We start from the raw sequence: 14,986 nt of genomic DNA, 5'->3' as shown, positions 1-14,986 counted from the left end.
CATTTTTGTTCTGTTTTTACATCGAACAACCTCGACACCTGAACCACACCTGTAACCCTGACAGATTTAATCGTGTCTGTGAGCCGGAAGTTTAGGATAACGAGCTCAGTTCAGCGCTTCCGGTCTATTTGGACTCCGGCGTCGCAATCCACTGCCCCAGCACATTCTGATAATGGCCCGTCACCTTGGCCAGGTGCAGCCATTGGTCGACATACAGCTTCCACGTCATGTCGTCACGCGGCAGCAGGTAGGCCTTTTCGCCATATTGCATGAACCGGGTCGGGTTCACTGCGCACAGGCCGGGTTTGAGTTTCTGCTGGTACAGGGCTTCCGAGGCATCGGTGATCATCACGTCGGCCTTTTTATCCAGCAGTTGCTGGAAGATGGTGACGTTGTCGTGAAGGCTCAATTGCGCTTTGGGCAGGAAGGCGTGAACGAAGGCTTCATTGGTGCCGCCGGCGGGTTCGACCAGTCGAACTGCGGGCTGGTTGATTTGCTCGACGGTCTGATAAAGCGCCTGGTCCTCGCAGCGCACCAGCGGAATCTTGCCGTCGATGTCGAGGGTGGTGCTGAAGAATGCCTTTTTCTGGCGTTCCAGCGTGACCGAGATGCCGCCCATGCCGATGTCGCATTTACCCGCCACCAGGTCACGCATCAGGGTTTTCCAGGTGGTCTGCACCCATTCGACCTTGACGCCCAGGCTGTCGGCCAGCGAGCGGGCCATGGCAATGTCGATGCCGGCATATTCGCCGTTCTCGGCCTTGAAGGTATAGGGCTTGTAGTCGCCCGTGGTGCAGACGCGCAGTTGTCCTTGCTGAATGACGCTGTCCAGATGCGATGGCTCGGCCTGAACGCCAGACGACAGGGCGAGCAAAGCGCCGAGAATCAGCGCCTGTTTTTTTGTTTTCATTGTGATCCGACTTCCCTGATGGATTTTGGGGCGGTGCTTATTGTGCACGCTATCGCGCTTCAGCGTTTACTCGTCGATTGCTCCGCTGTCGCCATCGTCCCGCTGCCGCAGTTGATGTAGGAAGACGTCTTCAACCAGCGCTGATCCGGGTAGTAGGAAAACAGCAACTGCCCGCCCTTCATGGAATCAATCAGCTTGTGCGCAATGGCCGGGCGCACGGCCGGGCACCCCAGGCTTCGACCGATGCGCCCATTGGCCCGCGCCAGCACCGGGCTGACATACGGCGCGCCATGAATCACGATGGCGCGGTCGAACGCGTTATCGTTGAAGCCTGGCTCCAGGCCTTCCATGCGCAATGAGTACCCGTTCTGTCCGACGTAGCTCTGCTGGGTGCGATACAGGCCGAGGCTGGTGGCAAAGCTTTCATTCTGGTTGGAAAAGTTGACGGCCATGTTCTCGCCGCTGTTGCGTCCGTGGGCAACCAGTTCATGAAACAGCAATTTGCGCTTCTTTAGATCGAACACCCACAGGCGCTGTTGGGTCGAAGGCAGGGAATAATCAATCACGGCAAGTCTTTGGACAGGAGCGGCGCCTTGAGCGATGCTGCATTGCGAGGCACGGACGGCGAGGTTGATGACCTTGGCGTCAGCTTGCGGGGCCGCTTTGATGAGGGCGGCCGCCAGTGAATCGGCGTAGGCTGACGGTATGAACATTGCAGTCAGCAGCAGGCCCGGCAGCAGGATGCCAAAACGTAGTAGCGCCATATAGATGTCTCATCATGTTAAGTTCGAGTCTAGCAGTGCGATGAAAGCCAGGCGTTGAATGCGGGAGATTAAGGATTATCCATGGTGCTTTTAACAAGGTTATTCGTCATAAGCCGTGTTTTTTTTATGGTCTTTCTGATCAGCGGCACTGCGCTCGGAGAAACTTCGCCGATTGCGCCGGTATCTGCGACCAACGCCGTGTTTGAGGCTGCTGCGGATGACAACGTCGCGCAAGCCATCCAGGCCTCGCTGGAACCCCTGAAAACAGCGTTCCCGCCGTTGCTGACGTCGGCGCGTCATCGGCGTGTGGATGTCAGCCGCCTGGTCATGGATTTCTACACCCACCGCGCCTATCGCGCGGTCTGGGCCAATGACCGCGACGTCGAACAATTGATCGCCAGTCTCAATGCGACCGACGCCGATGGTCTGAATCCTGCGGATTTCCGTATCGATGAGCTGGTCCGCTCCCGCGCCGCGATGCAGACCACGCCGGTCACGCCTGAGCAGCAGGCCGCATTCGACCTGGCGACCACTCATACCTTCATCACCGCGCTGTTGCAGTTGCGGCGGGGCAAGGTCGACCCTTCACGGCTGGACATTCATTGGAACTTCGATGCCAACGGGGTTGACCCGCGGGAGGACGTCAACGCGTTTTTCGCCGCGCTGGACGAGCACGACGTGGCGAAAGCCTTTGCCCTGGCACCGCCCCAGGAAGCGGTGTACGCCGGATTGCGCCAGGCGTTGGCACAACTGCGCAGTGTTCGGGACCGGGGCGGCTGGCCGAAGGTGACGGTGGATCATTCGCTCAAGCCTGGCATGGACGAACCGGCCGTCGCGCAGTTGCGCGCGCGGTTGGTCGCGGCAGGTTTTCTCGATCCGCGCCTGCTCCATGGCACCCGGTACGACGCTGCCGTCACGGCGGCGGTGAAAAAGTATCAGGACGAGCAATACCTGGGCGCGGACGGCATGGTCGGCGCGAACACCCTGGCCGCGTTGAACGTGCCCGTTGAGGCGCGTATCGATCAGGTACGGGTGAACATGGAGCGGGCGCGCTGGCTGCTTTACAAGCTTCAAGGCACGTTCGTGATCGTTGATATCGCAGGTTATAAAGTGGCGATGTACCGCGATGGCCAGCCGATCTGGCGTTCTCGGGTGCAGGTCGGCAAGGCGGCGCGCAATACGCCGATCTTCCAGGCGCAGATTTCCTACATCACCTTTAATCCGACCTGGACCGTACCGCCGACGATCCTCAAGGAAGACGTCCTGCCGAAGATCCAGAGCAACCCCGGTTACCTCGCCGCCAACCGGATGCGGGTGATCGATCGCGAGGGCAACGAAGTGGACCCGGCCACCGTCGACTGGACCCATCCGCGTGGGCTCAGTCTGCGCCAGGATGCCGGACGCGACAGTTCGTTGGGGCAGGTGGTGATCCGCTTCCCCAACGACTACGCGATTTACCTTCACGATACGCCGCATCGCGAGTTGTTCGCCCGGACCGTCCGAGCGACCAGCTCCGGCTGTATCCGCGTGGAAAACCCGCTGCAGCTGGTGGAGCTGTTGTTCAACGACCCGGTCAAGTGGAACAGCGACGGTATCCAGAAGCAGCTGGCCAACGGCAGGACCGAGAACATTCGGCTGCCGGTGAAGGTTCCGGTGTTGCTGGCCTACTGGACGGTCGACCTGGGCAATGATGGGCGCGTGTCTTTCAAGCCGGATGTGTATGGCTATGATGCGCCCGTGTTGCGAGCGTTGAATCGACCTTCGCCGGCGCCTGTGTTGAGTTTGCATGCAGCGGTGGCGGGGCAGTAATCAGGTGCATTCGGGGGATCTTCTGCCTCGGCGCGGACATTTGCAAAACGCGATGTGACGCCCGTCGAAAGGACAATTGCCGCGCCTCGACGCGTAGACTAAGCTCGCTTCCTTTAAGGGTTTTGGGCCTTCTGCCCATGCCTTGCCCTTGCAGGATGAGCTTTTGCCTATCTCCGATGACGACCCGCGTCACGCCAATGGTACCGCCTTGAAACGGCTGCCCCTGCGCAAGGCTGCGGTGCTGTTTATTGCCGTGGTGTGCTTGTGCCTGTGCGGCTTGCTGTATCTGCAACTCGAGCAATCGCGCCGGCACGATCTGGCGGTGGCCGAAGCGGCGTCCTCTAACCTGACGCGCGCCGTGGCGCAGCAGGCCGAAGACACGTTCATGAAGGCCGACCTGGTGCTGACCAGCCTGGCGGACTGGCTTCAGATGGACGGTTTCGATCAGGTGCACAAATCCCTGTTGCAGAAGACGTTCGCGCGGCGCGTACAGGCGCTGAGTCAGTTGCACGGGATCTTCCTGTTCGATCGCAACGGTCAGTGGATCGTGACTTCATTCGAGGACCTGCCCCGTGGTCCAGGCGTGGCTGACCGCGAGTATTTCCTCTATCACCAGCAGAACGTGTCGTCCGTGGCGCACATCGGTCCGGCGATTCGCAGCCGCACCAATGGCGAATGGATCATCCCGGTGTCCAAGCGGGTGAACGACAAGGATGGCCATTTCCAGGGCGTGATGCTGGCCGGCATCAAGATGTCCTACTTCGATCAGTTCTTCAAAAGTTTCAGCATCGATGAGGACGGCTCCATTGCCCTGGCGCTGACCGATGGAACACTGCTGGCGCGGCGACCGTTCGTGGAGTCGCAGATCGGCCAGTCATTGGCCAAGGGCGAGATTTTCAGCAAGTACCTGGCCGGCGCCATGTCCGGCAGCGCAATGATCAGTTCGGTGCTCGATGGTGCGGTGCGCCTGCATGGCTACCGGCAACTCGATGCGTACCCGCTGGTGGTGACGGCGGCCTCGTCGAGGGATTCGATTCTCAAGGGGTGGTACGACACGGCCTTCCAGTCGAGCCTGATTGTGGCCCTGGTCCTACTGGGTATTGGCCTGTTCGGTTGGGTGTTCGTGCGCCAGGTGCGGGTGGGCGAGCGGGTCGAGCGGGATCTGCGCAAGGCCAAGGAAGAACTGAAGCTGATCGCGACCCACGACAGCCTGACCGGGTTGGCCAATCGTCGTCTGTTCGAGCGGGCGCTGGAGATCGAGTTCAGACGTGACATCCGCCAGTCCAGTTCGTTGGGCCTGATCATGCTCGATATCGATTACTTCAAACGCTACAACGATGCCTACGGCCACGTGGCGGGGGACCATTGCCTGGCCGAGGTGGCCAGGGCAGTGAAAAGTTGCTGCCATCGTCCGGTTGATCTGGCCGTGCGCTACGGCGGCGAGGAATTTGCTGTACTGCTGCCGGACACCGACATTCATGGCACTCTGGTGGTTGCCGAACAGATCCGTCACAGCGTGATGGCCCGCAACATCATCCATAGCGGCGCACCCAGTGGCCATGTGACCGTCAGCCTGGGCTGCCATGCCTTCGTGCCAACGCGCCTGGACAGCCCTGAAGTGTTCATCGAGCGTGCGGACGCGGCGCTGTATCAAGCCAAGCACTTGGGGCGAAACCGCGCGGCGGTGTTGTCGATTGAAGGCGCTTTCGGGGAGCTGATGCGCTCCGACCGCTGAGACGCGCAAGCCCCCGCACTCGTGTAACACGGGGGCTTTTGTGCGATCAGTTGCCGGTGCCGCCTCCGGCACCACCGGTCCCACCGCCTGACGCCCCGGTGCCACCACCTGCGCCCGAGCCACTGGCGCCCCCGGTTCCGCCCGTTCCGCCTGAGCTGCCGCCTGAGGTGCCCGCGCCGCCATTGTTGCCCTTGCCCTCAGCACCGCCGCCGTTGTTGCCACCGGACGGTTCGCCTGGGTTGTTGTTGGGCGCCATGGTCGATCCGCCCGTGGATCCGGATTTGGTGCCGCTGGCATCCGCGCCGTCACCGCTGGCTGCATAGGCGGTCGCCGAGGTGGCCAACAGACTCGCCAGCAATAATGAAGTGAGTTTGATGTTCATCAAGTGCGTCTCCCAAAGATGAGTCGGTACCTGATGTTGGTGTGAAAGGGCGGGAAATTGGTGCCGGTTGGACGACGGGCGGTCATCACCGGTCAGCGGGCCGTGCCTTCCCTGAGTTTGTGTTCGAGTGTCTGCCGGACCTGCGGCCATTCGTCGTCAATGATGCTGAATCTTACGGAGTTGCGCTTGCGACCATCCGGCATGATGCGCTCGTGGCGCACGATGCCTTCCTGCTGCGCCCCGAGCCTGAGAATGGCGTTGCGGGATTTCTGGTTGTTTTCGTCGGTGGTGAATTGCACCCGTACGCAGCCCAGCGCCTCGAAGGCGTGTCGCAACATCAGGTATTTGGCTTCGGTGTTGACGAAGGTTTTCTGCCAGCGGGCCGAGATCCAGGTGCTGCCGATTTCGAGCTTGCGGTTGAGCCGGTCTATCTTCCAGAACCGCGTCGAGCCGATCACTTCGCCTGTGTCGTTCAGCACGATGGCGAAAGGCAGGACCGTGCCGGCATCCCGGCCGTCGAGGGCTTTTTTCAGGTAGCTGTCGACGGTGGTCGGGGAGGGCACGACGGTGACGGTCAGGTTCCACAGTTCGCCATCGGACGCGGCGTGGACCAGGGCTTCGGCATCGCGGTATTGCAGCGGGCGCAGGTTGATTGCGTGGCCTTGCAGGGTGATATCCATCAGGTGTTCTTTCTCGGCGGATCAGTTGAGCACGGGTTGCCTATTACGCCTCGCTGGCAATCGCCAACGCAACCCGCGCAAGGCAAGGATGTCACACGCACAACACCCTTGTACGGAGCGCTGGTCCATGAAGCAATTGCGAATCGCAACGTTCAACGTCAATGGCATGCGCGCCCGGCTGCCCAACCTGCTGGCCTGGCTGGAGCGAGAGAAACCGGACATCGCGTGTTTGCAGGAGCTCAAGTCGGTGGACAGCGCGTTCCCGGCTGCCGAACTCGAGGCGGCCGGTTACGGTGCGATCTGGCAGGGGCAATCGTCGTGGAACGGGGTGGCGATCCTGGCGCGGGATGCGCAGCCCCTGGAGAGCCGTCGCGGTCTGCCGGGTGACGACAGCGACACCCACAGCCGCTATCTCGAAGCAGCGGTGCATGGGGTGCTGGTGGGGTGTTTGTACCTGCCCAATGGCAATCCGCAGCCGGGCCCGAAGTTCGACTACAAGCTGGCCTGGTTCGAGCGGCTGATCGCTTACGCCAGGGACCTGCAGCGCAGCGAGCACCCGGTGGTGCTGGCCGGCGATTACAACGTGGTGCCGACCGACCTGGATATCTACAACCCACGGTCCTGGCTCAAGGATGCGCTGCTGCAACCGCAAAGCCGCGAGTGCTATCAACGATTGCTGGATCAGGGCTGGACCGACGCCCTGCGCCATCTGTATCCCGAGGATCGGCTGTACACCTTCTGGGACTATTTCCGCCAGCACTGGCAGAAAAATTCCGGACTTCGCATTGACCATCTGCTGCTCAATCCGGCGCTAAGTCCTTATCTGCAGGAGGCCGGTGTCGATGCCTGGGTGCGTAATGAACCGCATTCCAGCGACCATGCCCCGACCTGGATTCAGCTGAGCTCGCGCAAGCGACGCTGATGGCGGTGGAGGCAATTGGCGAAATCAATTGTCGGTCGTAGCACTTTTTCCCTTATACATGGCGCCATCGCCGCGCATAAGGAACGAGCAATGAGTGAGATACGCCCGAGCAACCTCGCGTTGTACCTGCAACGCCTGGGGTTCGACACGGCACCGCCACCGACCCTGGAAATCCTGCGCCAACTGCAACGGCGTCATACCGGTGCCTTTGCGTTCGAAAACCTCACGACATTGTCGGGCGAACCGGTGCTCATCGACCTGGCTTCCATCGAGCAGAAGGTTTTGCACCAGGCACGCGGCGGTTACTGCTACGAACTCAACAAGCTGTTTCTTTGCCTGCTTCAGCAACTGGGCTTCAACGCTCAGGGAATCTCCGGGCGCGTGGTCATGGGCCAACCGGAAGGCGCATGGACGGCGCGTACCCATCGCCTGAGCCTGGTCACCCTGGACGACGTGCGCTATATCACCGATGTCGGTTTCGGCGGAATGGTGCCCACGGCGCCATTGCTGCTCGATACGTGCGCTGAACAGTCCACGCCCCATGAGCCCTATCGCATCGAACGGCATGTGGACGGCTACACGTTGCGCGCCAAGGTCGACGGTGAATGGCGGCCGATGTACATCTTCGACCTGCAGCGCCAGGAAGACATCGATTACGCGGTCGGCAACTGGTACGTTTCGACCTCTCCCGACTCCTCATTTGCCCAGAGGCTGATGGTGGCGCGGACCGGAGAAGGGTGGCGGCGCACGTTGAACAATGGCAGTTTCGCGGTCCACCGGATCGGCCGCGACAGCGAGCGGCGCCAGATCGCGGATGTCGAAGAGCTGATTGCACTGTTGGAGAGCGAGTTCGGCATCCAGGTGCCCGCAAGTGAACACTTGAAGCAGGTGCTTGGACGGTTGATCGAGTCCAGCCAGGGCACCTTCGATTGACTGATTCGCTCAGGGACGAACGTCAGCTTCCGTCATTTGCTGGATTTCGCTGACGGCGTCCAGCAGCTTTTTCTCCAGGGTTTTCAGGTCTGAGGCAGTGATGCCTTTTTTGAGCTGTGCCGATCCTGCGAATTCGCCCTTTTTACTGAGCAAGGCGTGGCGAAGCGTATTGTTGATCACTGTCTGGTAGCCATAGCCCTCGGTTTCCGCGAGCGAGCGAGCCGCCTCGATCACCGCTTCGTCCAGCATGATGGTGATGCGTGTCTTGCCCTTGCCGCAAGCAACAGCCCCCCGCCCGGCATCGCTGAAGTCGTATTGATCGTTCATTGCTCAAGCCTCCAGGTAGCGGTGACGCTCGCTCTCATAAAACACCGCCTCTGTCTCCGAGAGGCTGACGCCGCGATGCTTCAAGTGATTGGCCGCGTTCTTGCTTTTGTCGAACTGAATGTCGAATGACTTCTTTATGCATACTTTATATGTATAGAAATTGAGGCAGCGTTGCCGTCTGTCGCCGTATTTGAAAAAGACTGGCGGGCGAGAAGCGCCGTCTCGAGGTGATGAATTGCAAGGTTTATTGAGGTGCGCGGAGTGGATGCAAGAGGAGAGCATGAACCTGTGTCCATAATCTGACTGGTAAGTTGTATACAACTCTATGGACATTTGTCTGTTGTGTTGCATACAGTGTGCGCATAACAAAAACCAGGGAACCCCCCAATCATGAAAACGCCCCATGTTTCACACCAACGGCCCGAGGACGAAAACCTCGGGGTCGGCGCGAATATGGCTTACGGCCTGCAACATGTCCTGACCATGTATGGCGGTATCGTCGCGGTGCCGTTGATCATCGGCCAGGCGGCCGGGCTCACACCGGCGGACATTGGTTTGTTGATTGCTGCTTCATTGTTTGCGGGAGGGCTGGCGACATTGCTGCAGACCCTCGGCCTGCCGTTCTTCGGTTGTCAGTTGCCGCTGGTGCAGGGGGTGTCGTTCTCGGGTGTCGCGACCATGGTGGCGATTGTCAGCAGTGGGGGCGAGGGCGGCTTCCAATCGATCCTGGGGGCGGTTATCGCGGCGTCACTGATCGGCTTGTTGATCACACCGGTGTTTTCGCGAATTACCCGGTTTTTCCCGCCCCTGGTCACGGGCATCGTGATCACCACCATCGGCTTGACGCTGATGCCGGTGGCCGCACGCTGGGCCATGGGTGGCAACAGCCACGCAGCGGATTTTGGCAGCATGGCGAACATCGGTCTGGCGGCGGTAACGCTGGTGCTGGTGTTGTTGCTGAGCAAGATCGGCAGCGCGACCATTTCCCGTTTGTCGATCCTGCTGGCGATGGTCATCGGGACGATCATTGCGCTGTTCCTCGGCATGGCGGACTTCTCGTCCGTCACCCAGGGCCCGATGTTCGGCTTCCCGACGCCGTTCCACTTCGGCATGCCGACGTTTCACTTCGCCGCGATCCTGTCGATGTGCATCGTGGTCATGGTGACGCTGGTGGAGACTTCGGCGGACATCCTGGCCGTCGGTGAAATCATCGGCACCAAGGTTGACTCCAAACGCCTGGGCAATGGCCTGCGTGCCGACATGCTGTCGAGCATGATCGCGCCGATCTTCGGTTCGTTCACCCAGAGCGCTTTTGCCCAGAACGTCGGGCTGGTGGCGGTCACCGGCATCAAGAGTCGCTACGTGGTCGCCACTGGCGGCCTGTTCCTGGTGATCCTTGGCCTGTTGCCATTCATGGGCCGGGTCATCGCCGCTGTACCGACTTCGGTACTGGGCGGGGCCGGGATCGTGCTGTTCGGCACGGTGGCGGCCAGCGGCATTCGCACGTTGTCCAAGGTCGACTATCGCAACAACGTCAACCTGATCATCGTTGCCACCTCCATCGGCTTCGGCATGATTCCCATCGCCGCCCCGAATTTCTACGACCACTTCCCGAGCTGGTTCGCCACGATCTTTCATTCGGGTATCAGTTCCTCGGCGATCATGGCGATTGTGCTGAACCTGACCTTCAATCACCTCACCGCCGGTAACTCGGACCAGCAATCGGTGTTTGCCGCCGGCACTGAACGTGTCTTGCGCTACCAGGACCTGGCCGCGTTGCGCGAAGGCGATTACTTCAGCGAAGGCAAGTTGCACGATTGCGACGGTAAAGAGGTTCCGGTGATCGAGGTGGAGGACTATGGGCATGGCGAACCGCGAACGGTACACGCCAACAGTAGCGAGCATGCCTGAACAGGCCGTTGAATCTGTGGGAGCGAGCCGGCTCGCGATGGACCAAAGGACGACGCGTTCAGTCGGAGAACGCGTCAGCCTCGATCCCGAGCTGGCCGCAACGGGAGTGCAGGATCACTCCACCGACGTCTGCAATACTTCAATCCATAACGCGCCCTTGCCCGACGCCGCTTCACCGACACGCTTCAGGGCGCCGTCACTGCCGACTGCATACGTGCCGACCTTTGCACTTTTCTCTCCCGTGACCAGCAACCAGCGCCCGTTGGGTGAAAACGCGATATTGCGCGGTTGCTGCTCTTCGACCGGATAGTTCTGCAGAAAACGCAACCCGCCGGTGGTCGTATCGACCGCGAACGCCGACACCGAGCTGCTGGTGCGCTCGGTCATGAACAGCAGTTTGCCATCGGGCGAAATCCGCAAGTCCGCCGCCCAGATACGGGGTGTCGGGTCGTCTTTCAGGTCGTTGTTACGCGCATCGCGCACTTCGCCGTGGGCCAGTTTCAAGCGCTCGGGAATCCCGTTGGCCACGGCAATCTGGGTCAATGCGCCCGTGCTGTCATTGATTGAAAAGGCCGTGACAGTGCCGCTCATCTCGCCGACCACGTAGAGGTATTTGCCATCTTTGGAAAAGGTCAGGTGCCGGGGACCGGTGTTGGCCGGCACGCTGACGTAACCGCTGCCGATGGGGGTGAGCGCACCGGTCTTGTCATCCAGGCGATATTGCAGCACGCGGTCGGCACCCAGGTTTCCGGTGTAGGCGAAACGATTGCTCGGGTCGGTGCGCACCGAATGGGCATGCGGCCCGGTGGCGTAGCTCAGGATGTTGTCCGACGGCTGGTAGGCCTTGTCGATGGCTTGCACCGTAACGGCGTCGGCCCCATAGGACGCGCCGAGCAGGTAATGCCCGGCCCTGTCGGTCGACAGGTAAGCCATGCTTTGGGCCAGTGGGGCCTTGGACAACGGCGTCAATTGCCCGCTCTTGGGGTCAATGCGGTAGCCCAGGACCTGAAACGGCTTGACCCGCAATGCGGCGAACAACACTTTGCCGTCAGGCGTGATCGCCATCGGGTTGACCTGGTCACCGGCGTTGACCTGATTGACCAGGCTCAGCGCACCGTTGCTCTGGTCAAGGCGATATTGGGAGATCAAGCCGTCGCCCGGACTGGAGATATAGGCGTAGGTAGCGGCATTGGCTTGCAGGCTGAGACCGCTGACAACGGCAGCGGCCAGGACGAGGGATTTACGCACAATGGGACCTTTTATTGTTATAAGCGTGATCAGTCATCCTATGACTGTGTTTGCTGGACTTCAATGCCTGTTTTGCCAACCAGGAAAGAAACGCCAGACAGGTGTCACTGCGGAAAGCCCATACGGCTGTTGAGGAATTGAAATATTTTTAAATAATCTCGTTTTAACAAGTGTTGTACGACATCGTACTTACTGTGTTCGACTTCGCGGGTTCTCACAAAAAAAACAATGGAGATACCCTCTATGACCAGCATTCCTTCCGTGGAAGGCCAGGCTGCGGCGCCCGCACAAAGTCGATTTCTACGAATATTCAAACTCCTGGGCCCGGGAATCATTGCCGTGCTGTCGTGGTTGGGCGCGGGTGACCTGATCACGTCGTCCGTGGCCGGTGCCAACTACGGTTACGCCATGATGTGGGTGTTGGCGGTCTCTCTGCTGTTGAGATACCTGATCGTCAACATCATCGCGCGCTTCCAGTTGTGCAATAACCAGGGCATGACCATCCTGCAAGGTTACGCCCAACTGAATCCGGTCTTCGCCTGGTTCATGCTGGTCTATGCCCTGCTGATGGGCCACTTGATGAACGCCTACATGATCAAGGGCGCGGGGGAGTCGCTGGCGATGCTGTTCAAGATCGACCAGCCGCTGCTCTGTTCGGTGGCGGTGGTGCTGGCGGTCTGGATGCTGGTCGGGCGTAACATCTACTCGATGATCGAAGGCGTGATGAAGCTGCTGCTGGCGATCATGACCCTGGCGTTCATCGCGCTGGCCGTCATGTCCGGTCCCGATGTCACCGGCATCATCAAAGGCACCGTCGGTTTCAGCATTCCGCCTGACGAGGGCGTGCATGGCGCATTGCTGGTGGCGGTTTCGGTCATCGGTGCCGTCGCCGGTTCGATTGCCAACTTCGTGCATCCTTACGTCATGCGGCAAAAGGGCTGGGTCGGACCACAACACAAGCGCATTCAACGCAACGACCTGCTGTTTGCGGTGTTCGTCGGGATCGTCATCAACCTCGCCATCTGGATCGTCGGCGCGGAAATCCTGCGGCCCAACGGCATCGAGGTCAAAACCCTGGGTGACCTGGGCAAGGCACTGGAAATCTACTTCGGCCCGATCGGCTGGTACGTGTTTTTCATCGGTGTGTTCGCGACGCTGTTTGCCAGTATCTCGGGCAAGACCACGGCTTTCCCGATGTTGATCACCGATGCCTTCCAGCACGTTCTGCCCAAGCGTCGCGCCAAGTACGGCAAGGAGTTTCACCATGACCCGATGCACAAATGGTTCATGCTGTTCATCCTCGTCACGCCATTGATCTGGTCGCTACCGGGCATGCCGGACTTCGTGACGCTGACCATCGGTGTCAGCGCGTTGAACATCATTGGCTTGCCGGTGATTTCCCTGGGCCTGCTGATCATGTCCAACCAGAAATCGTTGCTGGACAAGCAATACCGCAACAACCTGTTTGAAAATATCGCACTGGCCTTTGCAACCGGCCTCGCGCTGTGGGTCGCCTTCCAGCTGGGTGCCGATTTGTTTGCCTGACACCGAAGCATCGAGGGGACGTCATGTCCCCTCGATGCCAAGGGTTCAATCCGTCACCGATCCCTTTGGGACTCTCCCGGCGAAACTGTCCACCAGGCTCGCCACCACCATTTCGCCCATACGTGTACGGGTCTGCACGGTCGCACTGGCCCGATGGGGTTGCAGCACGACGTTCTCGTGGCCGAACAAGGCTTGGGGTACGTTCGGCTCATCGACGAACACATCCAGTGCCGCCCCCGCGATCTCGCCGGCCGCCAGTGCCGCCACCAGGTCGGCCTCGTTGACCAGCTTGCCCCGGGCCACGTTGATCAGATAGCCACCTGTGCCCAGCGCCTGCAATACATCGGCATTGATGATCGCTTCGCCCTTGTCGGCGGCAGCGGCGAGAATCAGCGCGTCGCTGTTGCTGGCGAGTTGCTTCAGGTCGGCGACGAAGGTGTGGTCCACGTCACTCATCGGTTGCAGATCGGTGTAGCTGATCGGGCAACCGAACGCGGTGGCGCGGGCCGCCACGGCGCGACCGACCCGGCCCATGCCGACGATGCCGATGCGCATGCCCGACACCTGGCGCGCCAACGGCAACGGTGCCAACGGCGTCGGGCTGTGCGGCCATTGGCCCGAGCGCACGTAGCGGTCGCTGGTACACAGGCCACGGCACACGGCAATCAACAGGCCGATGGCCAGGTCGGCGACATCTTCGGTCAATGCACCGATGGTCGCGGTCACGCGAATCCCGCGATCCCTGGCGTAGGCCAGGTCCACCGCATCGGTGCCCACGCCGTTGACGGCCACCACTTCCAGTTTGGGCAACTGCGCCATGACGGCCTGGGTGATGCCGGTGTGCCCGCCGGTGATCACGCCGCGAATGTTCGCACCGTGCTCTTGCAGATAGGCTTGCTTGTCGGCCTGCTGGAAGTAACGGCGCACGGTAAACAGCTCGTCGAGCCGGGTGTTGATTTCAGGAATCAGGATCGGGCTGAGCTGCAAGACTTCTGGTTTCATGTAGACCTCGCGAAGCGGAATAAAAAGGCCGGTCAACCGCGACCGGCAAACGGCATGGCAGTCGCCATGACGGTCATGTTCAGGACGTTCGCCTCCAGTGGCAGGGCGGCGATGTAGCGCACGGCATCGGCCACGTGCTTGACGTCGACCATCGGTTCCACGGCGATGGTGCCGTTGGCCTGGCGCACGCCTTTGGTCATGCGCACCGACATTTCGGTCAGGGCGTTGCCAATGTCGATCTGGCTGCAGGCAATGTTGAATTCGCGGCCGTCCAGGGCCAGGGACTTGGTCAGCCCCAACACCGCGTGTTTGCTCGCGGTGTAGGCGCTGCTGAAGGGGCGTGGGGTATGGGCCGAAATCGAGCCGTTATTGATGATGCGTCCACCTTGCGGCAGTTGCCGGCGCATCAGGCCGAAGGCGCCACGGGCGCAGAGGAAAACACCGTTGAGGTTGGTGTCGATCACGTTGCGCCACTGCTCGAACGTCAGTTCGTCCAGCGGTACGGCCGGGGCATTGACGCCGGCATTGTTGAACACGACGTCCAGGCGTCCGTATTTGACGGTGATGGTGGCAAACAGCGCATCGACGCTGGCCGGATCGCGCACATCCGTGGGCACCGCCAGGGCTTCGTGTCCGTCGACAGCCGCCAGTTCAGCCAATTCCAGCAAGGGTTCCGGCCGGCGTCCGGCCAAGACCACGGTGAAACCATCGGCCATTAGGCCAAGGGCCACGGCGCGACCGATTCCACTGCCTGCACCGGTTACCAGGGCCACTTTCAAAGGACTGGACATGTTGTTGTTTCCTTTTTTCAGTTCACT

General features: G+C 60.4%; 14 protein-coding genes and 1 pseudogene. 6 read left to right on the top strand and 9 right to left on the bottom strand.

Translation table 11 applies throughout. The features are described from left to right. Positions 1-124: 124 nt before the first annotated feature. Both ACM6IM_RS11330 and ACM6IM_RS11325 read right to left on the bottom strand, forming a co-directional pair. Positions 125-910, bottom strand: a complete 786-nt coding sequence (locus ACM6IM_RS11330; RefSeq protein WP_414865166.1) for a transporter substrate-binding domain-containing protein — start codon at positions 908-910, stop codon at positions 125-127. Between the two features lie 59 nt (positions 911-969). After that, positions 970-1,674, bottom strand: coding sequence for a murein L,D-transpeptidase catalytic domain family protein (locus ACM6IM_RS11325; protein ID WP_414865165.1), 705 nt, complete (start codon positions 1,672-1,674; stop codon positions 970-972). Positions 1,675-1,755: 81 nt separating this feature from the next. Between ACM6IM_RS11325 and ACM6IM_RS11320 the strand changes: the two genes are divergently transcribed. Together ACM6IM_RS11320 and ACM6IM_RS11315 are read left to right on the top strand one after the other, a co-directional pair. After that, positions 1,756-3,483 (top strand): L,D-transpeptidase family protein, encoded by a 1,728-nt coding sequence (locus ACM6IM_RS11320; RefSeq protein ID WP_414865164.1) that lies wholly within the window; start codon positions 1,756-1,758, stop codon positions 3,481-3,483. A 163-nt stretch (positions 3,484-3,646) separates the two neighbouring features. After that, positions 3,647-5,218 (top strand): diguanylate cyclase, encoded by a 1,572-nt coding sequence (locus ACM6IM_RS11315; RefSeq protein ID WP_414865163.1) that lies wholly within the window; start codon positions 3,647-3,649, stop codon positions 5,216-5,218. A gap of 46 nt (positions 5,219-5,264) precedes the next feature. Here ACM6IM_RS11315 and ACM6IM_RS11310 read toward each other — a convergent pair whose 3' ends face one another. Then, entirely contained in the window at positions 5,265-5,603 is a 339-nt protein-coding gene (locus tag ACM6IM_RS11310; RefSeq protein ID WP_192301794.1) for a hypothetical protein, read from the bottom strand. Positions 5,604-5,692: 89 nt separating this feature from the next. Then, positions 5,693-6,280 carry a GNAT family N-acetyltransferase gene (locus ACM6IM_RS11305; RefSeq protein WP_414865162.1) on the bottom strand — a complete coding sequence of 196 codons (588 nt, stop codon included), beginning with the start codon at positions 6,278-6,280 and terminating at the stop codon, positions 5,693-5,695. A 127-nt stretch (positions 6,281-6,407) separates the two neighbouring features. On the opposite strand from ACM6IM_RS11305, the gene ACM6IM_RS11300 reads away from it, so the two are divergent. After that, on the top strand, positions 6,408-7,202 hold the full coding sequence (locus ACM6IM_RS11300) for an exodeoxyribonuclease III (RefSeq protein ID WP_414865161.1): 795 nt from the start codon (positions 6,408-6,410) through the stop codon (positions 7,200-7,202). 90 nt (positions 7,203-7,292) lie between these two features. Beyond that, positions 7,293-8,135, top strand: coding sequence for an arylamine N-acetyltransferase family protein (locus ACM6IM_RS11295; RefSeq protein ID WP_414865160.1), 843 nt, complete (start codon positions 7,293-7,295; stop codon positions 8,133-8,135). A gap of 9 nt (positions 8,136-8,144) precedes the next feature. On the opposite strand, the gene ACM6IM_RS11290 is transcribed toward ACM6IM_RS11295, so the two are convergent. Then, a complete protein-coding gene (locus tag ACM6IM_RS11290) occupies positions 8,145-8,462 on the bottom strand; it encodes a BrnA antitoxin family protein (RefSeq protein WP_414865159.1) in 318 nt (105 codons plus the stop codon). 33 nt (positions 8,463-8,495) lie between these two features. Next, positions 8,496-8,600 (bottom strand): annotated as a pseudogene (locus tag ACM6IM_RS11285) (BrnT family toxin); the annotation flags it as partial. Between the two features lie 252 nt (positions 8,601-8,852). Here ACM6IM_RS11285 and ACM6IM_RS11280 point away from each other — a divergent pair. Beyond that, the gene (locus ACM6IM_RS11280; protein WP_414865158.1) at positions 8,853-10,373 is read left to right on the top strand and encodes a nucleobase:cation symporter-2 family protein; all 1,521 of its coding nucleotides are present in this window, start codon (positions 8,853-8,855) and stop codon (positions 10,371-10,373) included. 114 nt (positions 10,374-10,487) lie between these two features. On the opposite strand, the gene ACM6IM_RS11275 is transcribed toward ACM6IM_RS11280, so the two are convergent. Then, the gene (locus tag ACM6IM_RS11275) at positions 10,488-11,621 is read right to left on the bottom strand and encodes a lactonase family protein (RefSeq protein ID WP_414865157.1); all 1,134 of its coding nucleotides are present in this window, start codon (positions 11,619-11,621) and stop codon (positions 10,488-10,490) included. Positions 11,622-11,864: 243 nt separating this feature from the next. Here ACM6IM_RS11275 and ACM6IM_RS11270 point away from each other — a divergent pair, with 243 nt between their 5' ends. Then, the gene (locus ACM6IM_RS11270; RefSeq protein ID WP_192301787.1) at positions 11,865-13,166 is read left to right on the top strand and encodes an Nramp family divalent metal transporter; all 1,302 of its coding nucleotides are present in this window, start codon (positions 11,865-11,867) and stop codon (positions 13,164-13,166) included. A 45-nt stretch (positions 13,167-13,211) separates the two neighbouring features. On the opposite strand, the gene ACM6IM_RS11265 is transcribed toward ACM6IM_RS11270, so the two are convergent. Further along, positions 13,212-14,168 (bottom strand): 2-hydroxyacid dehydrogenase, encoded by a 957-nt coding sequence (locus ACM6IM_RS11265; protein WP_192301786.1) that lies wholly within the window; start codon positions 14,166-14,168, stop codon positions 13,212-13,214. 32 nt (positions 14,169-14,200) lie between these two features. Next, positions 14,201-14,959: an SDR family oxidoreductase gene (locus ACM6IM_RS11260; protein ID WP_414865156.1), complete on the bottom strand. Its 759-nt coding sequence runs from the start codon at positions 14,957-14,959 to the stop codon at positions 14,201-14,203. Positions 14,960-14,986 lie beyond the last annotated feature (27 nt).

Origin of the sequence: Pseudomonas sp. IT-P12 (assembly GCF_949767465.1) — a bacterium.
Taxonomy (GTDB): domain Bacteria; phylum Pseudomonadota; class Gammaproteobacteria; order Pseudomonadales; family Pseudomonadaceae; genus Aquipseudomonas.
Note: the sequence above shows the minus strand (reverse complement) of the source record. Positions and strands in the feature narration are given on the sequence as shown.

What these genes read in the sequence shown, in the direction of transcription:
- ACM6IM_RS11330 (WP_414865166.1), bottom strand. Translation starts at nt 910, where the DNA reads ATGAAAACAAAAAAACAGGCGCTGATTCTCGGCGCTTTGCTCGCCCTG.
- ACM6IM_RS11325 (WP_414865165.1), bottom strand. Translation starts at nt 1,674, where the DNA reads ATGGCGCTACTACGTTTTGGCATCCTGCTGCCGGGCCTGCTGCTGACT.
- ACM6IM_RS11320 (WP_414865164.1), top strand. Translation starts at nt 1,756, where the DNA reads ATGGTGCTTTTAACAAGGTTATTCGTCATAAGCCGTGTTTTTTTTATG.
- ACM6IM_RS11305 (WP_414865162.1), bottom strand. Translation starts at nt 6,280, where the DNA reads ATGGATATCACCCTGCAAGGCCACGCAATCAACCTGCGCCCGCTGCAA.
- ACM6IM_RS11300 (WP_414865161.1), top strand. Translation starts at nt 6,408, where the DNA reads ATGAAGCAATTGCGAATCGCAACGTTCAACGTCAATGGCATGCGCGCC.
- ACM6IM_RS11295 (WP_414865160.1), top strand. Translation starts at nt 7,293, where the DNA reads ATGAGTGAGATACGCCCGAGCAACCTCGCGTTGTACCTGCAACGCCTG.
- ACM6IM_RS11290 (WP_414865159.1), bottom strand. Translation starts at nt 8,462, where the DNA reads ATGAACGATCAATACGACTTCAGCGATGCCGGGCGGGGGGCTGTTGCT.
- ACM6IM_RS11280 (WP_414865158.1), top strand. Translation starts at nt 8,853, where the DNA reads ATGAAAACGCCCCATGTTTCACACCAACGGCCCGAGGACGAAAACCTC.
- ACM6IM_RS11270 (WP_192301787.1), top strand. Translation starts at nt 11,865, where the DNA reads ATGACCAGCATTCCTTCCGTGGAAGGCCAGGCTGCGGCGCCCGCACAA.
- ACM6IM_RS11265 (WP_192301786.1), bottom strand. Translation starts at nt 14,168, where the DNA reads ATGAAACCAGAAGTCTTGCAGCTCAGCCCGATCCTGATTCCTGAAATC.
- ACM6IM_RS11260 (WP_414865156.1), bottom strand. Translation starts at nt 14,959, where the DNA reads ATGTCCAGTCCTTTGAAAGTGGCCCTGGTAACCGGTGCAGGCAGTGGA.